20 protein-coding genes are annotated in these 19,273 nt (G+C 46.3%); 19 read left to right on the forward strand and 1 reads right to left on the reverse strand.

Going from position 1 to position 19,273, the window contains the following annotated elements; translation table 11 throughout:
* The first annotated feature begins 146 nt into the window (after nucleotides 1-146).
* Complete coding sequence (locus EHS89_RS05385; RefSeq protein ID WP_124925105.1) at nucleotides 147-764, forward strand: cytochrome b/b6 domain-containing protein; 618 nt, start codon at nucleotides 147-149, stop codon at nucleotides 762-764.
* 82 nt (nucleotides 765-846) lie between these two features.
* Here EHS89_RS05385 and EHS89_RS05390 read toward each other — a convergent pair whose 3' ends face one another.
* Complete coding sequence (locus EHS89_RS05390) at nucleotides 847-1,743, reverse strand: LysR family transcriptional regulator ArgP (protein WP_124925106.1); 897 nt, start codon at nucleotides 1,741-1,743, stop codon at nucleotides 847-849.
* Between the two features lie 144 nt (nucleotides 1,744-1,887).
* Between EHS89_RS05390 and EHS89_RS05395 the strand changes: the two genes are divergently transcribed.
* The 18 genes from EHS89_RS05395 to EHS89_RS05480 all read left to right on the forward strand — a co-directional run bounded on the left by EHS89_RS05395 (nucleotide 1,888) and on the right by EHS89_RS05480 (nucleotide 19,262).
* Complete coding sequence (locus tag EHS89_RS05395) at nucleotides 1,888-2,514, forward strand: LysE/ArgO family amino acid transporter (RefSeq protein WP_124925107.1); 627 nt, start codon at nucleotides 1,888-1,890, stop codon at nucleotides 2,512-2,514.
* 174 nt (nucleotides 2,515-2,688) lie between these two features.
* Nucleotides 2,689-4,209: an acetaldehyde dehydrogenase ExaC gene (gene exaC, locus EHS89_RS05400; RefSeq protein WP_124925108.1), complete on the forward strand. Its 1,521-nt coding sequence runs from the start codon at nucleotides 2,689-2,691 to the stop codon at nucleotides 4,207-4,209.
* 492 nt (nucleotides 4,210-4,701) lie between these two features.
* Nucleotides 4,702-6,768 carry a sensor domain-containing diguanylate cyclase gene (locus tag EHS89_RS05405; RefSeq protein WP_170167418.1) on the forward strand — a complete coding sequence of 689 codons (2,067 nt, stop codon included), beginning with the start codon at nucleotides 4,702-4,704 and terminating at the stop codon, nucleotides 6,766-6,768.
* Nucleotides 6,769-6,839: 71 nt separating this feature from the next.
* Nucleotides 6,840-7,289 (forward strand): bacteriohemerythrin, encoded by a 450-nt coding sequence (locus tag EHS89_RS05410; RefSeq protein WP_124925110.1) that lies wholly within the window; start codon nucleotides 6,840-6,842, stop codon nucleotides 7,287-7,289.
* A 60-nt stretch (nucleotides 7,290-7,349) separates the two neighbouring features.
* A complete protein-coding gene (gene arfB / locus EHS89_RS05415) occupies nucleotides 7,350-7,763 on the forward strand; it encodes an alternative ribosome rescue aminoacyl-tRNA hydrolase ArfB (protein WP_124925111.1) in 414 nt (137 codons plus the stop codon).
* Between the two features lie 163 nt (nucleotides 7,764-7,926).
* Nucleotides 7,927-7,998 carry a pyrroloquinoline quinone precursor peptide PqqA gene (gene pqqA / locus EHS89_RS05420; protein WP_063607997.1) on the forward strand — a complete coding sequence of 24 codons (72 nt, stop codon included), beginning with the start codon at nucleotides 7,927-7,929 and terminating at the stop codon, nucleotides 7,996-7,998.
* A 70-nt stretch (nucleotides 7,999-8,068) separates the two neighbouring features.
* On the forward strand, nucleotides 8,069-9,004 hold the full coding sequence (gene pqqB, locus EHS89_RS05425) for a pyrroloquinoline quinone biosynthesis protein PqqB (protein ID WP_124925112.1): 936 nt from the start codon (nucleotides 8,069-8,071) through the stop codon (nucleotides 9,002-9,004).
* 14 nt (nucleotides 9,005-9,018) lie between these two features.
* A complete protein-coding gene (pqqC, locus tag EHS89_RS05430; protein WP_124925339.1) occupies nucleotides 9,019-9,789 on the forward strand; it encodes a pyrroloquinoline-quinone synthase PqqC in 771 nt (256 codons plus the stop codon).
* Nucleotides 9,786-10,082 (forward strand): pyrroloquinoline quinone biosynthesis peptide chaperone PqqD, encoded by a 297-nt coding sequence (gene pqqD / locus EHS89_RS05435; RefSeq protein ID WP_124925113.1) that lies wholly within the window; start codon nucleotides 9,786-9,788, stop codon nucleotides 10,080-10,082. Before pqqC ends, pqqD begins: the two co-directional genes overlap by 4 nt.
* Nucleotides 10,057-11,220, forward strand: coding sequence for a pyrroloquinoline quinone biosynthesis protein PqqE (gene pqqE, locus EHS89_RS05440; protein ID WP_124925114.1), 1,164 nt, complete (start codon nucleotides 10,057-10,059; stop codon nucleotides 11,218-11,220). Before pqqD ends, pqqE begins: the two co-directional genes overlap by 26 nt.
* Before the next feature lie 22 nt (nucleotides 11,221-11,242).
* Nucleotides 11,243-13,264, forward strand: a complete 2,022-nt coding sequence (locus EHS89_RS05445) for an alpha/beta hydrolase family protein (protein WP_124925115.1) — start codon at nucleotides 11,243-11,245, stop codon at nucleotides 13,262-13,264.
* Nucleotides 13,265-13,391: 127 nt separating this feature from the next.
* A complete protein-coding gene (locus EHS89_RS05450; RefSeq protein WP_124925116.1) occupies nucleotides 13,392-13,970 on the forward strand; it encodes a PhnA domain-containing protein in 579 nt (192 codons plus the stop codon).
* A gap of 202 nt (nucleotides 13,971-14,172) precedes the next feature.
* Nucleotides 14,173-14,466, forward strand: coding sequence for a DUF6172 family protein (locus EHS89_RS05455; RefSeq protein WP_124925117.1), 294 nt, complete (start codon nucleotides 14,173-14,175; stop codon nucleotides 14,464-14,466).
* 223 nt (nucleotides 14,467-14,689) lie between these two features.
* Nucleotides 14,690-15,388, forward strand: a complete 699-nt coding sequence (locus tag EHS89_RS05460; protein ID WP_124925118.1) for a pseudouridine synthase — start codon at nucleotides 14,690-14,692, stop codon at nucleotides 15,386-15,388.
* A gap of 150 nt (nucleotides 15,389-15,538) precedes the next feature.
* On the forward strand, nucleotides 15,539-15,919 hold the full coding sequence (locus tag EHS89_RS05465; protein WP_229753641.1) for a hypothetical protein: 381 nt from the start codon (nucleotides 15,539-15,541) through the stop codon (nucleotides 15,917-15,919).
* A 217-nt stretch (nucleotides 15,920-16,136) separates the two neighbouring features.
* Nucleotides 16,137-16,595, forward strand: coding sequence for a hypothetical protein (locus EHS89_RS05470; protein WP_124925119.1), 459 nt, complete (start codon nucleotides 16,137-16,139; stop codon nucleotides 16,593-16,595).
* Nucleotides 16,596-16,919: 324 nt separating this feature from the next.
* A complete protein-coding gene (locus EHS89_RS05475; protein ID WP_124925120.1) occupies nucleotides 16,920-18,233 on the forward strand; it encodes a nodulation protein NodZ in 1,314 nt (437 codons plus the stop codon).
* A 9-nt stretch (nucleotides 18,234-18,242) separates the two neighbouring features.
* On the forward strand, nucleotides 18,243-19,262 hold the full coding sequence (locus EHS89_RS05480) for an NAD-dependent epimerase/dehydratase family protein (protein WP_124925121.1): 1,020 nt from the start codon (nucleotides 18,243-18,245) through the stop codon (nucleotides 19,260-19,262).
* The last annotated feature ends 11 nt before the right edge of the window (nucleotides 19,263-19,273 follow it).

The raw sequence follows: 19,273 nt of genomic DNA on the forward strand, positions 1-19,273 counted from the left end.
AGCTTCTTATGATTCTGCTTTTGCTGATGCTGGCTTGTGGTTCTGGCTTGTGGTTCTGGCTTGTGGTTCTGGCTTGTGGTTCTGGCTTGTGGTTCTGGGTTGTGCTTTTCGTTGTAGTTCAGGGAATAAACAAATGTGGGTAGGGTATGCACGATAAAGTCTATGTATGGGATAAGTTTGTACGTTTATTTCACTGGTCTCTGGTGAGTTTCTTTGTCATAAGTTATGTGACCGCGGAAGAGTTTGAAACCCTGCATGCCTATTCGGGCTATGCTATCGCTGTGTTGACTGCTGCCAGAGTAGTCTGGGGATTTTTTGGTACCAAGTACGCACGATTTACCGATTTTGTCCCCAGCCTGAGTCGGGTGAAAGTCTATGTAATGGAATTACGGTCTGGTAAAGCTGATCGTTATTTTGGACATAACCCTCTGGGAGGGCTGATGGTGGTGGCGTTTATTTTGATGCTAAGCCTGATTACGTTCAGTGGCATGAAGCTTTATGCGCTGGAAGAGGGCAAAGGGCCTCTTGCTAATGCTCCTCAGATTCATTTGATCAGCCCGGTGTATGCCGACTCTGATGAAGAGCATGATCACGATCATGATGGGCTGGGCGATGGTGGAATCTGGGAAGAGGTCCACGAGCTATCTGTTAACCTGATGATTATGTTGATCGTTTTACATATTGTTGGGGTTCTTTTCTCCAGTATTGTGCATAAGGAGTCGTTAATCAGCGCGATGAAAACAGGTTATAAAGATCGTCAGTAAATGGTTTTTATAAGGCTGATAGCTTGTTCCTGAGTGCGAATCAAAATGAGATTTTTCAGCATAATTTATGCCTTCAGGGCGTTTATATAGCAGGCTGATCAAGATGAGTCTGGCAGAAGTTAACCAGTTGTCGGGTTAGCTTCTGACCGATATCAGATGCCAGGTTCCAGCTGTGCCAGTACAGAGGGATTTCCAGATATTGGCAACTATTGAGCTGCTGTATTTCACCATTCTTCAAAAGTTCGCTTACCTGCATCTCCGGCACCATGCCCCAGGCATGGCCACGACAAATCAATTCTGTAAAGCCTTCTGAAGAAGGAATTCTGTGGCGCGGATAGTCATCCACATCAGGATAGTAAGTGCTTAGAAAGCGGTCTTGTAGCTCGTCTTTTTCGTTAAATTCAACCACCGGGGCCTGCTCAAGGCTGTGCTTATTTATTCCTGTCGCAAAGTATCGATTGATATACTCCTGACTGGCCAGTGCCAGGTAGCGGCTGGTACCCAAAGGTACGCAATTTCCTCCCTGGACCGGTTTGTCACTGGCACTGATGCAGCCGATAACTTCTCCCTGACGCAGCAGATGATGGGTCTGATCCTGATCATCGACCCGCAATTCAAGCAGTATTGATTGTTGCTGAAACAAGGGTTCCATTGCCGCCAAAAACCAGGTGGCCAGGCTATCGGCATTGAGACCAATAGCCAGCTTGGTATAACCCTGTGTTGCTGCATCACTAAGACCCGTCAGCAGCTCATTTTGCAGTAGCACAAGCTGACGGTAATGTCTCATCAGTTGCTGTCCGGCGCTCGTAGGCCGAAGCGGCTGGCTACGTATAATTAACAATTGCCCCAGACTTTCTTCTAGCTGTTTAACTCGCTGCGAGATAGCCGATTGTGTCAGGAATAAGCGCTGGGCTGCCTTATCGAAGCTCTGCAGTTCAATAACTGTTGCAAATGCCTGTAGCTGGCGATGATCTAACATAGCAGTCCTTAGAAGCGTTGTTGCATTGGTAATTTAGCAATGAAATTAATTTAATTAATGTATCTTAAATATTATTAGTTTTACTAACTTAAAGCCAATGCTTAAGCTGCAAACCTTGTTAGTGAAACCAGAGAAAACCGCACTATGTCTTTGTTAGCTTTACCAGCGCCTTTTTTTACCGGAGTGGCGACCAGTGCAGGTCTGATTATTGCGATCGGTGCTCAGAATGCTTTTGTTTTAAGTCAGGGGGTCAGGCGCGAGTACCACTGGCCAATTGCGGGTGTCTGTAGTCTGTTAGATGCGTTGCTGATTATGCTGGGAATTGCCGGCATGGGGATGATGATAAGCCAGTCAGCATTGCTGTTAACGGTGATTACCTGGGCGGGTGCCGGTTTTTTGATCTGGTACGGCGCCAATGCGCTTAAATCTGCATTGCGCAGTGAAACCTTAGAAGTGACAGGTAACCGATTTACAGGTCTGGGATCGGCGCTGCTGACCACACTGGCGTTAAGCCTGCTTAACCCGCATGTCTATCTGGATACGGTTGTACTGCTAGGCAGTATCGGAGGACGTTACCCTGAAGCCGGACGCTATTGGTTTGGTGCAGGTGCCGCGCTGTTTTCATTTATCTGGTTTTTTACGCTGAGTTTAGGTGCTCGCTGGTTGGCGCCATTGTTTCAAAAGCCGCTGGCCTGGCGGATTCTGGATGTTTTAGTATGCATTATGATGTGGACTCTGGCAGGGCTATTACTGACGGATAAATTGGTTTAAAACCGTTTTAAAACATGACAGTTAACTGGTTTGAAGCTGACAGTTCTACTACTAAATAAGTATTTTTTCAGTGCCAAGGGAGCATAGGTCTACCCCATCGCCTCTGACTACTATAAACGGGTAGTCAAAACAGCCCGCAAAGTGCGGTGTATAACAAAAAAGAGGCTTGGAAAAATGATTTACGCACAGCCAGGAACAGAAGGTTCCGTTGTTTCTTTTAAAGATCGTTACGCAAACTACATCGGTGGTGAGTGGGTTGCCCCGGTTAAAGGTCAGTACTTCCAGAATACGACCCCGGTTACCGGTGAGGCGTTCTGTGAAATCCCACGTTCTACTGAAGAAGATATTAATCTGGCGCTGGATGCAGCCCACGCAGCTAAAGCTGCCTGGGGTACTACATCGGTGACAGAGCGTTCTAACCTGTTGCTTAAAATAGCCGATCGCATTGAGCAGAATCTTGAGCTGCTGGCTGTTGCTGAAACCTGGGATAACGGTAAAGCCGTACGTGAAACCCTGGCAGCAGACGTGCCACTTTGTGTTGATCACTTCCGTTATTATGCGGGTTGTATCCGTGCGCAGGAAGGTTCAATCGGTGAGATTGATCAGAACACTGTTTCTTATCAGTTCCACGAGCCGCTGGGTGTGGTCGGTCAGATTATCCCTTGGAACTTCCCATTGTTGATGGCTGCCTGGAAACTGGCACCAGCACTGGTTACCGGTAACTGTATCGTACTGAAGCCTGCTGAGCAGACTCCGGTTTCTATCCTGAAACTGATGGAAGTTATCGGTGATCTGTTGCCGCCAGGTGTACTGAACGTGGTTAACGGTTTCGGTAAAGAGGCCGGTGAAGCACTGGCAACCAGTACCCGTATCGCTAAGATCGCTTTTACCGGTTCTACACCGGTAGGCTCGCACATCCTTAAGTGCGCGGCTGACAATATTATCCCGTCGACTGTAGAGCTGGGTGGTAAGTCACCTAATATTTACTTTAATGACGTAATGGATCAGGAAGATGAGTTCGTCAGCAAAGCTGTAGAAGGTGCGGTACTGGCATTCTTCAATCAGGGTGAAGTATGTACTTGTCCTTCACGTTTGTTGGTTCAGGAAGATATTTACGACTCATTCATCGCTAAAGTGATTGAGCGTGCGCAGCAGATTAAACGTGGCAACCCGCTGGATACTGACACTATGGTCGGTGCACAGGCGTCTCAGCAGCAGTTTGAGAAGATTCTGTCTTACATGGAAATTGGTAAAGAGGAAGGTGCTGAGTTCCTGATCGGTGGTGATGCACATGCCAACGGTGGTGAGTTTGATTCTGGCTACTACGTTCAGCCTACGCTGATGAAAGGCCATAACAAAATGCGTGTATTCCAGGAAGAGATCTTCGGTCCTGTAGTCGCAGTGGCTACCTTTAAGGATGAAGCTGAAGCACTGGCGATTGCTAATGATACAGAGTTTGGTCTGGGTGCCGGTGTATGGACCCGTGATATGAACCTTTCATATCGTATGGGCCGTGGCATTGAGGCGGGTCGTGTATGGACTAACTGTTATCACTTGTATCCTGCTCACGCTGCATTCGGTGGTTATAAGAAATCAGGTGTTGGTCGTGAGACTCACAAGATGATGCTGGACCACTATCAGCAGACTAAGAACATGCTGGTTAGCTACGATATCAATCCTCTGGGCTTCTTCTAAGCCTTTCTGTTGACGTTTTTCCGCTGATACAGTTGGGGTCGCTTGGCGACCCCTTTTTATCTGTCTCCATCTGTCGTTTTGGAGATTCGCACCGCAACTGGCTTTTCACGGCTGGCTTGCACTCCGCAGCTGGTACAGCCTGCTGTACCGGGTTTTGTCGGTGTTCTTTGGCGGCCTCTGGCCGTCTTTTTTATTGCAATGACGGTACTTTTCTCAGTTGTCATGTCTCCGTAGTATTCACTTTATTTTCATACTGGTTACGTAATAAATACCTGCTTCAACCTGTCATCTTGGGTAGATCGAAACAGTATTCTGACTAATTCAGGTTTAAGCTGATTTCAGGCCCCGTAATTTTTGTTCGGGAATACTTGTACCGGTATGGGTTAGGTCATGTCGTTCGCCAAGGAAAATAGAAAGCCAAACTTATACTTGCTCTGGTCAGTGCTGGCATTGGTTATCTTGATTTTAGCCGGACTGGTTAGTTACTTTTTTGTGTCCAGCCATTTAAATAGTCAATCCCGCCTGGTAAACCTTCAGAATGCAATTGAGCAGCAGATCAATCAACGTCTGCAGGTAGAAGTTCAGGATGCGGCACGTTTTGCCGAGCTTGAATATCAGCAGGCAGAACAGGTATTAATGGATGAGTCCCGCGATCAGGTGCAGCAAGCACTGGCCGTGATGCAGGGGATCTATGACCAACATCATGAAACCATGGCAGACGCAGAGCTACGTCAGCTGTTACTAGAGTCGCTTCGCAAGGTTCGATTTTTTAATGGTCGGGGGTATGTTTTTGTTGGCAACAGCAAAGGTGAAAGCCAGTTGTTGCCGCCGGCACCGGACCTCGAAGGTAGTTCGATGTATGACCTGAAAGATGATCAGGGTAATTATTTTGTACGTCGTTTCCTGGAAATTATAAATTCAAATCAGGGTTATGGTTATGCCCGCTACCGCTGGTATCCGCCGGGTAACCGAGAGGTAATGAAGGATAAGATAACTTATATTGGTCATTTTGAGCCTTACCACTGGCTAGTGGGGGCGGGTGACTATGTCTATCAGATTCAGCAAGATCTGCAGAAAGATATCATTCGCCATATTAAAAATATTCAGTTTGGTAAAGATGGCTATATCTCAATTATTGATCGTAACGGCTTTCTGGTCGGAGGGCAGGGTATCGATCAATTTACCGCCATGCATTATTCACAGTTGTACGCTCCGGAAGATCGTAATCGCGTTAGCCATCTGCTCAAAAGTATTAAAGAGGAAGGCTTTTATCGGGCCGACTGGTACTTCAAAGACAGCTCCCGTTCAGTCAATCAGTTGCTTTACATAAAGCCTCTCCCGGTGTGGGACTGGATACTGGTTGCCGGTACTTATAACGACCCAAGCCTTGCTATGCTGGACCATGAGCGAGAGTCGCTGGCACAGCAGTCGGGTGAGGATAATGGTCAGTTAATCATTACACTGTTGGTTATTCTGGCGGTCGCTCTCTTGACTATCAGGCATTACTCGCGGTGGATCAGGCAGACTTTTAGCCATTACCAGAAAGATATTGAAGACCAGAATCAAATACTTAAAGAGAATGCACGGTCACTAGAGGTGAGTGCACGAATTGTTGAAGCGGCCCATGAAGGCATCATGCTAACGGACGCGAAGAATAAAATTATTCAGGTTAATGATTCATTTACCCGTATTACCGGTTTTGAAAGGGATGAGATGATAGGTTTAGATCCTGTCGTTTTGTCGTCCGGTCATCATAATCAACAGTTTTACCGGGATATGTGGAACAGTATTGAAAAGCTGGGTGAGTGGCATGGAGAAGTCTGGAATCGGCGCAAAAATGGTACGCTTTATCCTCAGGCGTTGTCGGTAACCTGCTATCGTAATCAAAATGGTGAGATCGAAAATTATATAGGTACCTTTTCAGATATCAGTCAGCGCAAAGCGGTTGAAGAGGAGCTCGAGCATATGGCTCAGAGCGATTCTCTGACCGATCTGCCTAACCGACGGTTACTGGGTGAGCGTTTGGAGCATGAATTGGCGGTTATTAGTCGGTACCCTTCCCGGCAGCAGCTTGCGCTTATTTATCTGGACCTGGATCGCTTTAAAGATATAAATGATACATACGGACATGGTGTAGGCGATCAGGTGTTGATCTGTGTTGCCCGCAGGCTTAATGATCTGGTCAGAACTACTGACCTGGTTTGCCGTATCGGCGGTGATGAGTTTGTTGTTCTTGTCGTCCATGAAGATATTGAGGTTGCAGCAGCGCATCTTGCCGAACGGGTTATTAAGTTGATTGCCGAGCCGGTTCTGGTTGCCGGTGAACAACTATCAATGACTACCAGCCTGGGGATCGCCTTAGGTCCGCAAGACAGTAAGGATAAAGAGCAATTACTTGAATTTGCTGATATGGCTTTGTATGAAGCCAAACAGAAAGGACGCAATAATTTCCAGTTTTTTGAATTATGGATGTGTGAGGCAAGGGCTGAGCGGCTTAAAAATGCGGATAAGCCGGGTTCTGTTACCCGAAATGGTGTCTCTGAAACTGAACCTGTTTGACTCTAATTGGTGATTGCCAGATGATTTGAATAAGCAGCTATTTTCGCTGTATCTCCTGTGAGGAAACGAGCATGCCTGTTGTTTGGAAAATGCAGCTGTCCACTGGTAATGATCTGATCGATCTGGATCATAAGTATCTGATTGCGTTGTTTAATTCTGTAGAGTTAGCACTAAGTAAGCCGGAAAACTTAAAGTTTTTGCCGGTGTTTTTTCGACAGTTAGTCGATTACACCCGGGAGCATTTTGCCCGCGAAGAAGTTATTCAGGTTAAAATTAAGTACCCCTATTATGCTGATCATAAGATTGAACATCAGAATATCGTCGAGCACCTCGAAAATGTTTATAGCCGGATCCAGGATGTAATGGGGGCCGGCGATACGGAAGTAACGCCTGAACAGATTCATGAGCAACTGGATGCTGAAATTATCAGTCTGGCGCGTGAGTGGGTGATCGATCATTTGGTTAAAACCGACGCCAAAATGGCACTTTTTTTACGCAAACATCCCCATGATTTAAGTTGAACCCTTTCAGAATCACTGGTCACTGTTACAATCAGTACTGTTACTAAATAAGGTTATACCGTGCTGATTATCTCAAATGCTGTATCAATTCCAGACGATGAAATTGAACTGAGTGCGATTCGGGCTCAGGGTAGCGGGGGGCAGAATGTCAATAAAGTCTCTTCAGCCATACATCTGCGTTTTGATATCCGGGCATCCTCATTACCTGAGTTTTATAAAGAGCGGCTCTTACAACTGAAAGACTCTCGCATTAGCAAAGAGGGGGTGTTGATCATTAAGGCTCAACAGTTCCGCACCCAGGAAAAGAACCGTGAGAATGCATTACAACGACTGCAGGAGCTTATTAAAGCTGCAGTGGTGGTGCAGAAAACCCGACGAGCAACTAAACCTAGTCGTTCTTCGCAGCGAAAACGTATGGATAGTAAAACTAAACATGGTAAGACCAAGGCTTTGCGTGGCCGTGTAACTGATTGATTATTGGGTCTAATACGAATAAACCGCCATTTGGCGGTTTTTTTATGCGACTAAAACAGGAGTGGTTTTAGTTCCAAAGTACCATACGGCTTATGGGTCTGCCTTTCTATTATGGATTGAGTCACTAAGGCTCATTAATCTAATAACAAAAGAGGTTATCACTATGTGGACTAAACCTAGCTACACAGATCTGCGTATCGGTTTTGAAGTAACAATGTACTTCGCTAACCGCTAAGCATTTGAGCCCTGCCTTCGGGCGGGGCTTTTTGCTTTTCCTCATAGCCATCGACAAGATAATAATAACAATGAAAATTCAGATTCTGGGTTCTGCTGCAGGCGGCGGTTTTCCGCAGTGGAACTGTAATTGCCGCAACTGTGCCGGTTTTCGTGCCGGTACCCTCAATGCGAAAGCTCGTACTCAGTCTTCTATTGCCGTGAGTGTTAATGGAGAAGACTGGATTTTGTTTAATACCTCACCGGATATCCGTCAGCAGTTGGCTGACTTTGCACCGATGCAACCGAATCGGGAAATTAGGGATACCGGTATTGCCGCCATCGTATTTATGGACAGCCAGATCGACCATACCACCGGGTTACTGATGCTTCGCGAGGGTTGTCCCCACGAAGTATGGTGTACTGATATGGTGTATCAGGACCTGACCAGTGGCTTCCCGGTGTTTAAAATGCTGGAACACTGGAATGGTGGCATCAAACGCAACCGTATTCCGGTGGGCGAAGCCGATAACAGTTTTGTTATTCCTCAGGTACCGGAGTTGAAATTAACCCCGGTGGCTCTGCTCAGCAGTGCTCCCCCTTATTCACCGCATCGCAATGACCCTCATCCGGGGGATAATATAGGTATCCTGATAGAAGATACCCGCAGCGGTAAAACCTTGTTCTATGCCCCTGGCCTTGGCCAGATTGAACCTCATCTTGAGCCTATTATGACCGATGCCGACTGTCTGTTGGTTGACGGCACTATCTGGCGTGATGATGAGCTGATTACCTCGGGAGTCGGCGATAAATTGGGTGTCACTATGGGCCACCTGGCGCAGTCTCGTAATGAAGAGACTGGCGAGGCTGGCATGATCGAATTTCTGGATACCTTAGATAAGCCCCGGAAAGTTCTGATCCATATTAATAATACCAATCCTATCCTCGATGAAGATTCGCCGGAACGAGCTGAAGTTGAGGCTCACGGTATCGAAATATCCTGGGACGGAATGAGCATAGAACTGTAATAGAGGTTGTGATGATGAATGCACAAGTTAAAGAACTTCAGCCACCGATGAGCCGTGAAGAGTTTGAGCAGGCGCTACGTGCCAAGAGTGCGCTGTATCATACCCAGCATCCTTACCATATCGATATGTATGACGGTAAGTGCACTAAAGAGCAGATACAGGGTTGGGTAGCAAATCGCTTTTACTATCAGATCTCTATTCCAGTGAAAGATGCCGCGATTATGGCTAATTGTCCGGACCGTGAAGTACGCCGTCACTGGGTACAGCGGGTGTTGGATCATGACGGCTATGACGGTGCTGTAGGTGGTATTGAAGCCTGGTTACAGCTGGGTGAAGCGGTTGGTCTGACCCGGGAAGAGATCCTGTCGCAGGAGCATGTATTACCGGGTGTACGTTTTGCTGTCGATGCCTATGTTAACTTTGCCCGTCGCTCGACCTGGCAAGAGGCGGCCAGCTCCTCTCTGACCGAGATGTTCGCCCCAACCATTCATCAGAATCGTCTGGATACCTGGCCGACTCACTATCCCTGGATTAAGGAAGATGGCTATCAGTATTTCCGTAACCGCCTGACCGAGGCTCGTCGCGACGTAGTACATGGCCTGGAGATCACCCTGGATCACTACCAGACCCGCGAACAGCAGGAACGGATGCTGAATATTCTGCAGTTCAAGCTGGATGTACTCTGGAGTATGCTTGATTCGATGACCATGGCTTATGAGCTTAAACGACCGCCGTACCACACGGTTACCGATGAGAAGGTCTATCACAGAGGTCTGTTCGCATGACTTCCGCTCAACAAGCCAGTAGTGAAATTGACACTTCACTGATACCGACCCTGAATACCATGTTTCGTATGCAGTGGGAAAAAGCGCAGGACTGTTATGTTCTGCTCTATCCTGAAGGGATGGTTAAACTGAATGGTGCTGCTGGCGAGATTCTGGCACAGGTGGATGGTCAGCGCAGTGTGGCTGATATTATTGCAGTACTGCAGGCAAAGTTTCCTGACGCTGAAGGAATTGACGGCGACATCCTGCATTTTTTAGGAGAAGCCCGTGAGCAACTCTGGATCACCTTGTAACGCCCAGCCTTCGCTGGGTAGCGTCCCGCAACATGGTCAACCCCTCTGGTTGCTGGCCGAACTTACCTATAAATGCCCGCTGCAGTGTCCTTACTGCGCTAACCCTCTGGATTTTGCCAACCGGACCGAAGAGCTAACCACGCAGCAGTGGTTGGATGTCTTCGCTCAGGCCCGGGAACTTGGCGCTGCCCAGTTGGGATTTTCCGGCGGCGAACCATTGGTACGCCAGGATCTTGTAGAGCTGATCGGTGGCGCCCGGGAACTGGGTTATTACACTAACCTGATCACCTCTGGTGTGGGGTTGAATGAACGTAAGATCGGAGATTTTCACGATGCCGGTCTGGATCATATCCAGGTTAGTTTTCAGGCCGCCGATCCGGAAGTGAATAATATGCTGGCCGGTTCCGGTAAGGCGTTTCGTCAGAAACTGGCGATGGCTAAAGAGGTTAAAGCTCAGGGCTATCCGATGGTGCTCAATTTTGTTACCCATCGGCATAATATCGATCAGATAGATCGTATTATTGAACTTTGCGTTGAGCTGCAGGCCGATTATGTCGAGCTGGCGACCTGTCAGTATTACGGCTGGGCCTATGAGAACCGTAATGACCTGCTACCGACCCGGGCGCAGCTGGAGCGGGCCGAACGGATTACCAATGAATACCGCGACCGGTTGGCGAAAGAGGGTAATCCGATCAAGATTATCTTTGTCACCCCGGATTATTATGAAGAGCGCCCCAAAGGCTGTATGAACGGTTGGGGCCAGGTCTTCCTGACCATAACACCGGACGGCACTGCGCTGCCCTGTCATAGCGCTCGCATGCTGCCGATCGAGTTTCCCAATGTTCGCGAGCAGAGTATCGAGCAGATCTGGAACCAGTCCAACGGCTTTAATCATTTCCGTGGTTATGAATGGATGAAAGAGCCTTGTGCTTCCTGCGATGAGAAAGAGAAAGATTTTGGAGGCTGCCGTTGTCAGGCCTTTATGATGACCGGCGATGCCAACAATACCGACCCGGTGTGCTCTAAGTCTCCGCACCATGATCTGATCCTGAATGCCCGGCAAGCAGCTGAAAGTGCAGAACATACTGAACCGGTATTCCGCAACGAACGCAATTCCAGAGTATTCTGTAAGGGCTAGTCATTAAATTGGTGGGAGCCCCATGACGACAGAGTATGGCTTTTTCGATTCCGCTTTCAGTGCTGCAGATGCCGTAGCGGGTTCCATAGAACAGGGGCAGTTGGTGGCCGGTAAGGCCGGATTATTCTGGGTGGAGTTTCGCCCAGAGGATAAAGGCCGCACGGTACTCTGTCTGCGTGACTGGCAGGGTGAGTTGCAAGACCTCACACCCGAGCCTTTTACTGTGCGTAGCCGGGTCTACGAATACGGCGGTAAAAGTTGGTGTCTGCTGGGGTGTTTGTCAGGGCAGGCGTCTCAATATCAGTTTGCCTTCGTTAACGGTGCTGATCAGCAGATTTGGCTACAATCGATCGGTAGTAGAGAGTCTCCACAGCCTCAATTACAGCCCGTACAGTTAACCCATGAAAGGGAGTGTCGCTACGGTGATCTGATCTATGATCCCCAGCGGCAGCGAATTATTGCGGTACAGGAAAAAGCGACTGCCGACCCAACGCAACCGGATCACTCACTGGTGGCTATCGCATTGCAATCCGGTGTCATTACCTGCCTGAGTGAAGGGCAGGACTTCTATGCCTCTCCCTGCCTGAATAACAGCGGTAATCAGCTGGCGTGGATCAGCTGGAACCATCCTCATATGCCCTGGGTGAATACCCGCTTGTCGTTAGCGAATCTCAGTAATGATGGATCGGTCATCAATGAGGATCAAGTCGCCGGTGCAGGTCATTTAACCGAATTAATGACTGAATCATTACAGCAGCCGCGTTTCCTGCCGGATGGCTCATTAAGCGCTATTTCTGATAATAATGGCTGGTGGAATTTATACCGTTATCTTAAGGAGGGTGGCGGTGTTGATAGCAGGCTCAGGTTCCCCTCTGATGAATCAGGGGTTGAAGGGGTATGGCCTGCACAGGCTGAGTTCGGTATCGCCCAGTGGCAGCTGGGAGTGTCGACCTGGGACTGGATGAACCAGCGGACAGCAGAGGGTCATGAGGCGTTATGGTTGGTGGCCAGCTTTTTAGAGCAGGGTAAGGGCTATCTCGGGATACGGCTAATCGATAGTGATTTGGAATCTGAAGAGAGCGTTACTTTATTAGCTCCAGAGTTTTCATTGTTCCGCCATATCTGCTGTTATAAAGGAAAAATCTACTGCATAGCCAACAGTGAAAGCCGGACTCCAGCGATTCTCGAAATAACACCCGGTTTTGAAACTGCTGCGCAGGTTAGAGTACTGTCGGGGAATAAGGAGATAAGCGGGCTGGAAAAGGTTAGCTTGCCGCGAACTATCTGCTATCCGGTTGCTGCTGATGAAGTTGCTCATGGTTTTCTTTATCTGCCTCAGCTTATTGCTGGGAGTGATACAAAGCCGCCTTTACTGGTATTTACCCACGGTGGTCCTACCGGTACTACTTATCCTGTATTTAATCCCAAGATCCAGTTCTGGACCGAGCGGGGCTTTGCTGTTGTTGATCTTAATTACCGGGGCAGTGCAGGTTATGGCAGGGATTACCGGCACCGGCTGGCCGGGCAGTGGGGCGTTAGTGATGTGGAAGATGCCGTAGCCGCAGCCGACTATCTGGTTAAGAATGGAGCAACCGATAGCCATAATCTGTTTATCCGTGGCGGTAGTGCCGGTGGCTATACTACCCTGTGTTCACTGGCTTTCAGTGACCGCTTCCGTGGCGGCGCCAGCTATTACGGCGTCAGTGATCCGATGACCCTGACCCGGGATACACATAAATTTGAAAGTCACTATCTTGACTGGCTGATAGGTGATCCTGATACCGATGCAAGCCTATACCAGCGTCGCAGCCCGTTACTGGCGGCTGATCAGATTAATTGTCCGATGATCTTCTTTCAGGGGGGACAGGACAAAGTGGTGGTGCCAGATCAGACTGAACGCATGGTTGCCGCTCTACAGCAAAATGCCATTGAGGTTGAATATCACCTCTATCCTGATGAACAGCATGGTTTTCGTTCAAGTGAAAATCAGGTTGATAGTCTCGACGCTGAACTGGCCTTTTATCGGTCTCTTCTCAGGTCCTGATAATTTACCATTGCTGGGTTTCATTCTGTTACAATGCGCGCCATATACGTGGCGGCCTGAAAAACCGGGTCGAATATAGCCACTAGAAAGCAGTATGCAGCGTTAATTGTCAGAACCCGGAGTGATCATGAGTACAGAGCAAGCTTTGCAGTCCCGCAGCGAAAACAAATGTGAACTGTGCGGTGCTGCTGATAACCTGAGTCTGTATGAAGTACCGCCAAACAGTAAAGGCGGTGTTGATGACTCAGTGCTGGCCTGTGGCCCTTGTCAAGATCAGCTCGACAACCCCACTAATACTGACGCTAATCACTGGCGCTGTCTGAACGACAGCATGTGGAGCCAGGTGCCTGCGGTGCAAGTACTGGCATGGCGAATGCTGACGCGTCTGCGGGCGGAAGGTTGGCCGCAGGACCTGTTGGATATGATGTACCTGGATGACGAGCAGATGGTTTGGGCTCAGGCAACAGGCGAACATCTGGATGAGTCTGAAAAAGTGATCCACCGCGACAGCAATGGTGTCGTACTGGAAGCTGGCGATAATGTTGTACTGATCAAAGATCTGGATGTAAAAGGTGCAGGGTTTACCGCAAAGCGCGGTACTGCAGTGCGAGGTATCTCGCTGGTTCAAGACAATGCTGAACAGATCGAAGGCCGGGTAAACGGTACCCGGATTGTTATACTGACGAAATTTGCTAAAAAGTCCTGATTTGCTAAAAGTCTTAATTGCTAATAAGTCTTAATTTGTTAAAAGTCTCTTTATTAAAGAGTACTGAAACGATAAACCACTCATAAATAAGCCCTGCTATTCACTTGTGGTACCTTAGCTACAGGCGAATAGTAAGACGGTCACACTATGCCGTTTAGCGATGCTTATTGAATCTAAATAGTCACACTTAATGTGAAGCCCAATGAAAAAAACGTTTAAACTGTCTCATCCAAAGATCCAGACTCCACGACTTGTTGACTCTATCAAGCATGAAGTGAAGAAATATATTAAAAGAGAGCGCAATAAAGCGCTGCCTAAAGATGTTGATTTTTGGGACTTTGATTGTCGTTTCGGTCTCGATGAAGAAAGCAGTGAAGTGATTCACATGTCTGATATTAATAAATATATTTCTAAGGCTGAAGCTGATGAAGTAGAGTCTTTTTATCTGGAAGTGCTGGTTAAGCCGGGACACCGAACTCAAAAGCCTGCTGAATAATTCATAATATTTGTGCCGCTGCTGGTGTTTTTTATGAATCTTCTACAATACGCAAAGAACGCGTAGTAGCAGATTACATAAGCATCAGCTTTGGTTTTTCAGCGGGACGCTCTTTAGAGCCCGCTGAACAACAGCTATCAGAATTGAGAGCTATATATTTGGTTCTTTAGCTCTTAATTCAGATCTTACGGATTTCACCGGGTATTCCTGTCAAAGTTTCCCTATGCGCCTCGATAAATTTGTTTGTAAAAGTACTGAATTTACCAAGCATGAAGCGGTGCGATTGATTCAGGCCGGTGAGATTATCGTTAATGGTAAAGCTATTACGAATGAATCGGCTCAGGTGCATGAAAATAACAAGATAACCCTCCATGGAGAGGCACTGAAATCACGCGCCTTTCGTTATATTCTGCTTCACAAACCTGCCAATACTATCTGTTCAAATATTGATGAACATTATCCCTCTCTTTTTAACTGTTTAGATGTAGAAAAACAGGCTGAACTCCATGTTGTGGGGCGCTTAGATGTTGATACCACAGGGTTAGTATTGATAACAGATGATGGACGTTGGTCATTTGGGGTCACCAATCCCGCTGGTCATTGCAGCAAAGTGTATCGGGTTGGCTTATCCCGACCTGTCGCAGAAGAAGTGGTCAGTCTCTTTGCTGAGGGAATTCGCTTGCAGGGTGAAGCGCAACTGACATTACCTGCACAGTTGGAAGTGATTAACTCAAAAGAGGTTCTGCTGACGTTGACCCAGGGTAAGTTTCATCAGGTTAAGCGAATGTTTGCAGCGGTTGGAAATCGGGTAGTCTCTTTAAAACGTGAGAAAATTGGCAATATATCGTTAGATGTAGCTGTTGGAGAGTGGCGCTATTTAACCGATGCTGAGGTAATATCTGTCAATAAAAGCTCTATATAAAAGCACGTGATTAAAGGCTTTTATATAAAGAGCTTGTTTAAAACCGTCCTAAAAAGTGGTCACTAGTTGCGCCTATTACCGATCTGTCACTGTGCAACGAATAAACAGTGGTCAGCTAATATCTTCGATAAATCGGCTATAGTGTCATCTATGATGAAAATACCCTTGGTTGTCTTTAATTTACTCCTGCTCCTGCTCCTTCTGGCTTCGTCAGTATCTGCCGGTGAAGCGGATATTATCGAAGTGAAAGCGCGCAAAGCCGGTCCGAACCAGTATGACTTCAGCGTGACGGTGAGCCATACTGATGACGGCTGGGATCACTATGTTGATAAATGGGATGTGCTTGATCTTCATGGAAACCTGCTAGGTACCCGGGTTCTGCATCATCCCCATGTTAATGAGCAGCCTTTCACTCGCAGTCTCAGTGGGGTTTCTGTGCCATCGGGAAGTCAGTCTGTGATTCTTCGCGCACATGATTCGGTGCATGGCTACGGTGGTCAAGAGTTTATTACTGATCTGCAGGACCGCTAATTCCACCACTCAATAAACTTAAGCTTTGAGTTTAGAAATCTATATCTACTTACCTGTATTTACGTTCTTAGCTTCTAATGAATAAATGTTTTCTAACATCATAATTTAATAAGTGTTTTTCCTGGTTTTAAGCTTTTCTCTGGCACCCCTTGTGAATTATTCTGGTGCGGTTAGAATGAAATTTACTCATTAAACTGGGCGTACAGGGAAATCGCAGATGTCTGAGTTATATAAGGTTGTATATACCGGTAAGCTAGATGATAACCGGGATCCGGAACAGGTTATCAACCTTTTCTCCGAGCGCTTTAAGTGCTCGCTTGATAAAGCGCGAAAATTGGTTCTGTCTCAGAAGGATGTGGTGATTAAAAGCGGCCTTGATGAAACTAAAGCGCAAAAATATCAGGCTGTTCTGAACTCACTCGGGATGCAGGTCAACCTGGTGTCTCTGACGCCTGCCCCGAAAGCGTTTGCTTTTGAGATGGAAGATGAGGGTGAAAGTGCTAGCGGTACGGAAGCTAATAGCATGAGTGATGACAGTGTTAAGAATTACCTTAAATGTGTTTCAAACAGGGTTAAAGGTATACAGCCAGTGCCGCTTTATTATTTCTTTAAAGTATCTGTCGTTGCGCTTACTGATCTGGCTGGGCTAGAAACATCTGGATATGTTCTATTTTGAAGGCTAAACGCTGGTGTGAATTTAGGCTACCTGAGATCACCTGAATGATAAGAGTATTATTTTTACGTGATGTGATTGGTTCCGGGTTTACTGCTAAACGAGGTATAACTATACCGGAAACTCTCTAGTGCTGGATAATGCCGACCAGATAAAAAACTAGGTCAGCGGATTGCTATGTTGGAATATTTGTAAAGTATTCTGAAAAATAGTAGCTCTAAGGGCGAATGATGAACGCGCTTATTATGCCTGAATCTAATATTAAAGTATGTTAAATGACTAGTGTAGTGAGTTTTTTTATCTAAATTTGTCTGAATAAGAGTCGGTATGAAAGAGTTATTTAATATTTTCAAGAAAAAAAATGATACTAAGCGATTGTATATGCTTAATGAAAAAGATATAGACCTTATCAGAGATTCTGGTTTGTTCTTTGAAAGGCGTGGTAGTATCTTTCAGGCGATGAAGTTGATGTCATTAGTTAAAGAACTAAGGCCTGAGGGGAGGTTAATTACCAGGAAGTGTAAAGAGTTGGAGGATAGGTCGAAAAATTATGGTAGTTTTACATGTGCAGAGGAGCAATTTAACTATCGCAATTATTTCTTATGTTCAGATAAACCCTCTCATGAAAGGTACATAGTTTCGGCAGATGTAGGCAGTATATATTCAGGGTTAGGGGCAATGATACAAGCTCTAGGTCCCGTATGGAAATATGCTAAGCAGACAGGAAGGACGCTAGTAATAGATTGGAGAAATAGCCCATATCTTAGAAACTATCCTGATATGAATCTATTTTCAAGGCTTTTTGAAATCCAAACGAATTCAATCTCAGGAGTAAAGATAATAGCCGATGATACTGTTAGAACAACGGTTTTTCCCAATACCCTGTTGATGTCACGTATAGAACAAAAGCATGAGTCAGGAGCTTTAATTTCAAGCTATGGTAGAGGTATTGATAATGCTGATACTATCCAGATATTAATGGAAGCATATAATATACGATCAGGGATATTTCTACCTTTATTATTTTCTCAGCTTGAAGTGGCAAATAGGTATAGTCCCCTGAGTAACCATAATGATCCATTTTGTTCCTATGGTGAGCTAAAAAGGTTTTATAGTGAATTAAAACTAAGGCCAGAGATACAGCGGCAGGTTGACCAATATTCTGAAAAGTTTTTTAAGGAATGTCCGGTGATTGGGTTGCATATAAGGCATGGTAATGGTGAAGAAAAGGTCAGGGATCATTTTTCTTCTCGTACAATCAATGATTTTAATTCTTTTATCGATAACCTAGTTTTAAAAATTAAGAAAATTGCTAAGCAGCAGGAATATAGTTGTTATAAAGTCTTTATCGCTACAGATTCGGATCAGGTAGTAAATGCTGTGAAAGAATATATACCTGAGCTTTTGACTCGTGAAATATGGCGCCAGGAAACTGATCAGGGAGTTGATTTTGATGGGGCATTTGGTAGCCCGGAAGAAGGGATTAATGTTGCAGCAAATGCCTTAATAGATATGTATCTATTGGCAAATAGTGATGTCGCAATTCTGACTAGGTCAACCTGCTTCGCTTATCAGGTTCCCTATGTGCAGTCGAAACCCGGAGCAAGATTCATCTCTCCTGATGAATTTGCAACTTTCTAAGGATAAAAAATGAATTGGTCAGATAAAACATGCCTTATTACAGGTGGAGCAAGCTTTATCGGAAGTCACCTTACTGAGAATTTGGTGAGTTTGGGAGCTAAGGTCCGTGTGGTCGATAATCTATCTAGTGGAAAAAAAGAATATATTACATCAGTGGCTGATAAGATCGAATTTATAGAAGCTGACCTATTGAATCTGGGTATAGCAAAGCAGGTGATGAATGGGGTCGACAGGGTATTTCATCTGGCTGCCGATCATGGAGGAAGAGGATATATTGCGGCTAACCCGGCTAACTGCAGTAGCAATATGGCGTTAGATAGCATCGTTTTTAAAGCGGCTGCTGAGGCAGAGATAGAGCATGTAACCTTTACCAGTTCCGCCTGTGTCTACCCAACAGATATTCAGGAGCAGAAACTCTTGTTGACAGAGGATCTGGTCTCATTTGAGAAAAGAGGTGGGGCTTTCGCAGATGAGGAGTACGGCTGGGCTAAGCTTATGGGCGAGTTATCCCTTAAAGCTCATTACAAGCAGCATGGGATGAAAGCTGCAATAGCCAGGCTTTCAACTGTTTACGGCCCTCGTGAGAATGAAAGTCATGCCCTGGTTGCTTTGGTCGCAAAGGCCTTTATTAAACAGTCGCCGTTTGATATTTGGGGTGATGGAAATCAAACCCGGGGTTTTACCTATGTCAGTGATATTGTCAATGGGTTGATTCTGGCGTCAGAGAATATTAACGATGCAAGTGCTGTAAATCTGGGAACGGATGAGTTTATCAGTTTGAATCGAATCGCATCGATTATTTTTGAGCAAACCGGGTGGTCTCCGTTTGAGGGAGTTAAGCATCAGCTTGATAAGCCTGTCGGCGTTGTTCACCGTGCTTTAGATTACAGCCATACACAGGCCCAGACAGGTTGGAGGCCTTTGATGAGTCTGGAGCAAGGGATCGCTGAAACTATCGAATGGTATTTTGCAAATAATGATGTGAATAATATTAAGCAGAATTTTGAATCTAGATTGCTTGCCAGATAGTCTGGAGTTTA

The organism is Amphritea balenae (assembly GCF_003858655.1).
GTDB classification, from domain to species: Bacteria; Pseudomonadota; Gammaproteobacteria; order Pseudomonadales; family Balneatricaceae; genus Amphritea; species Amphritea balenae.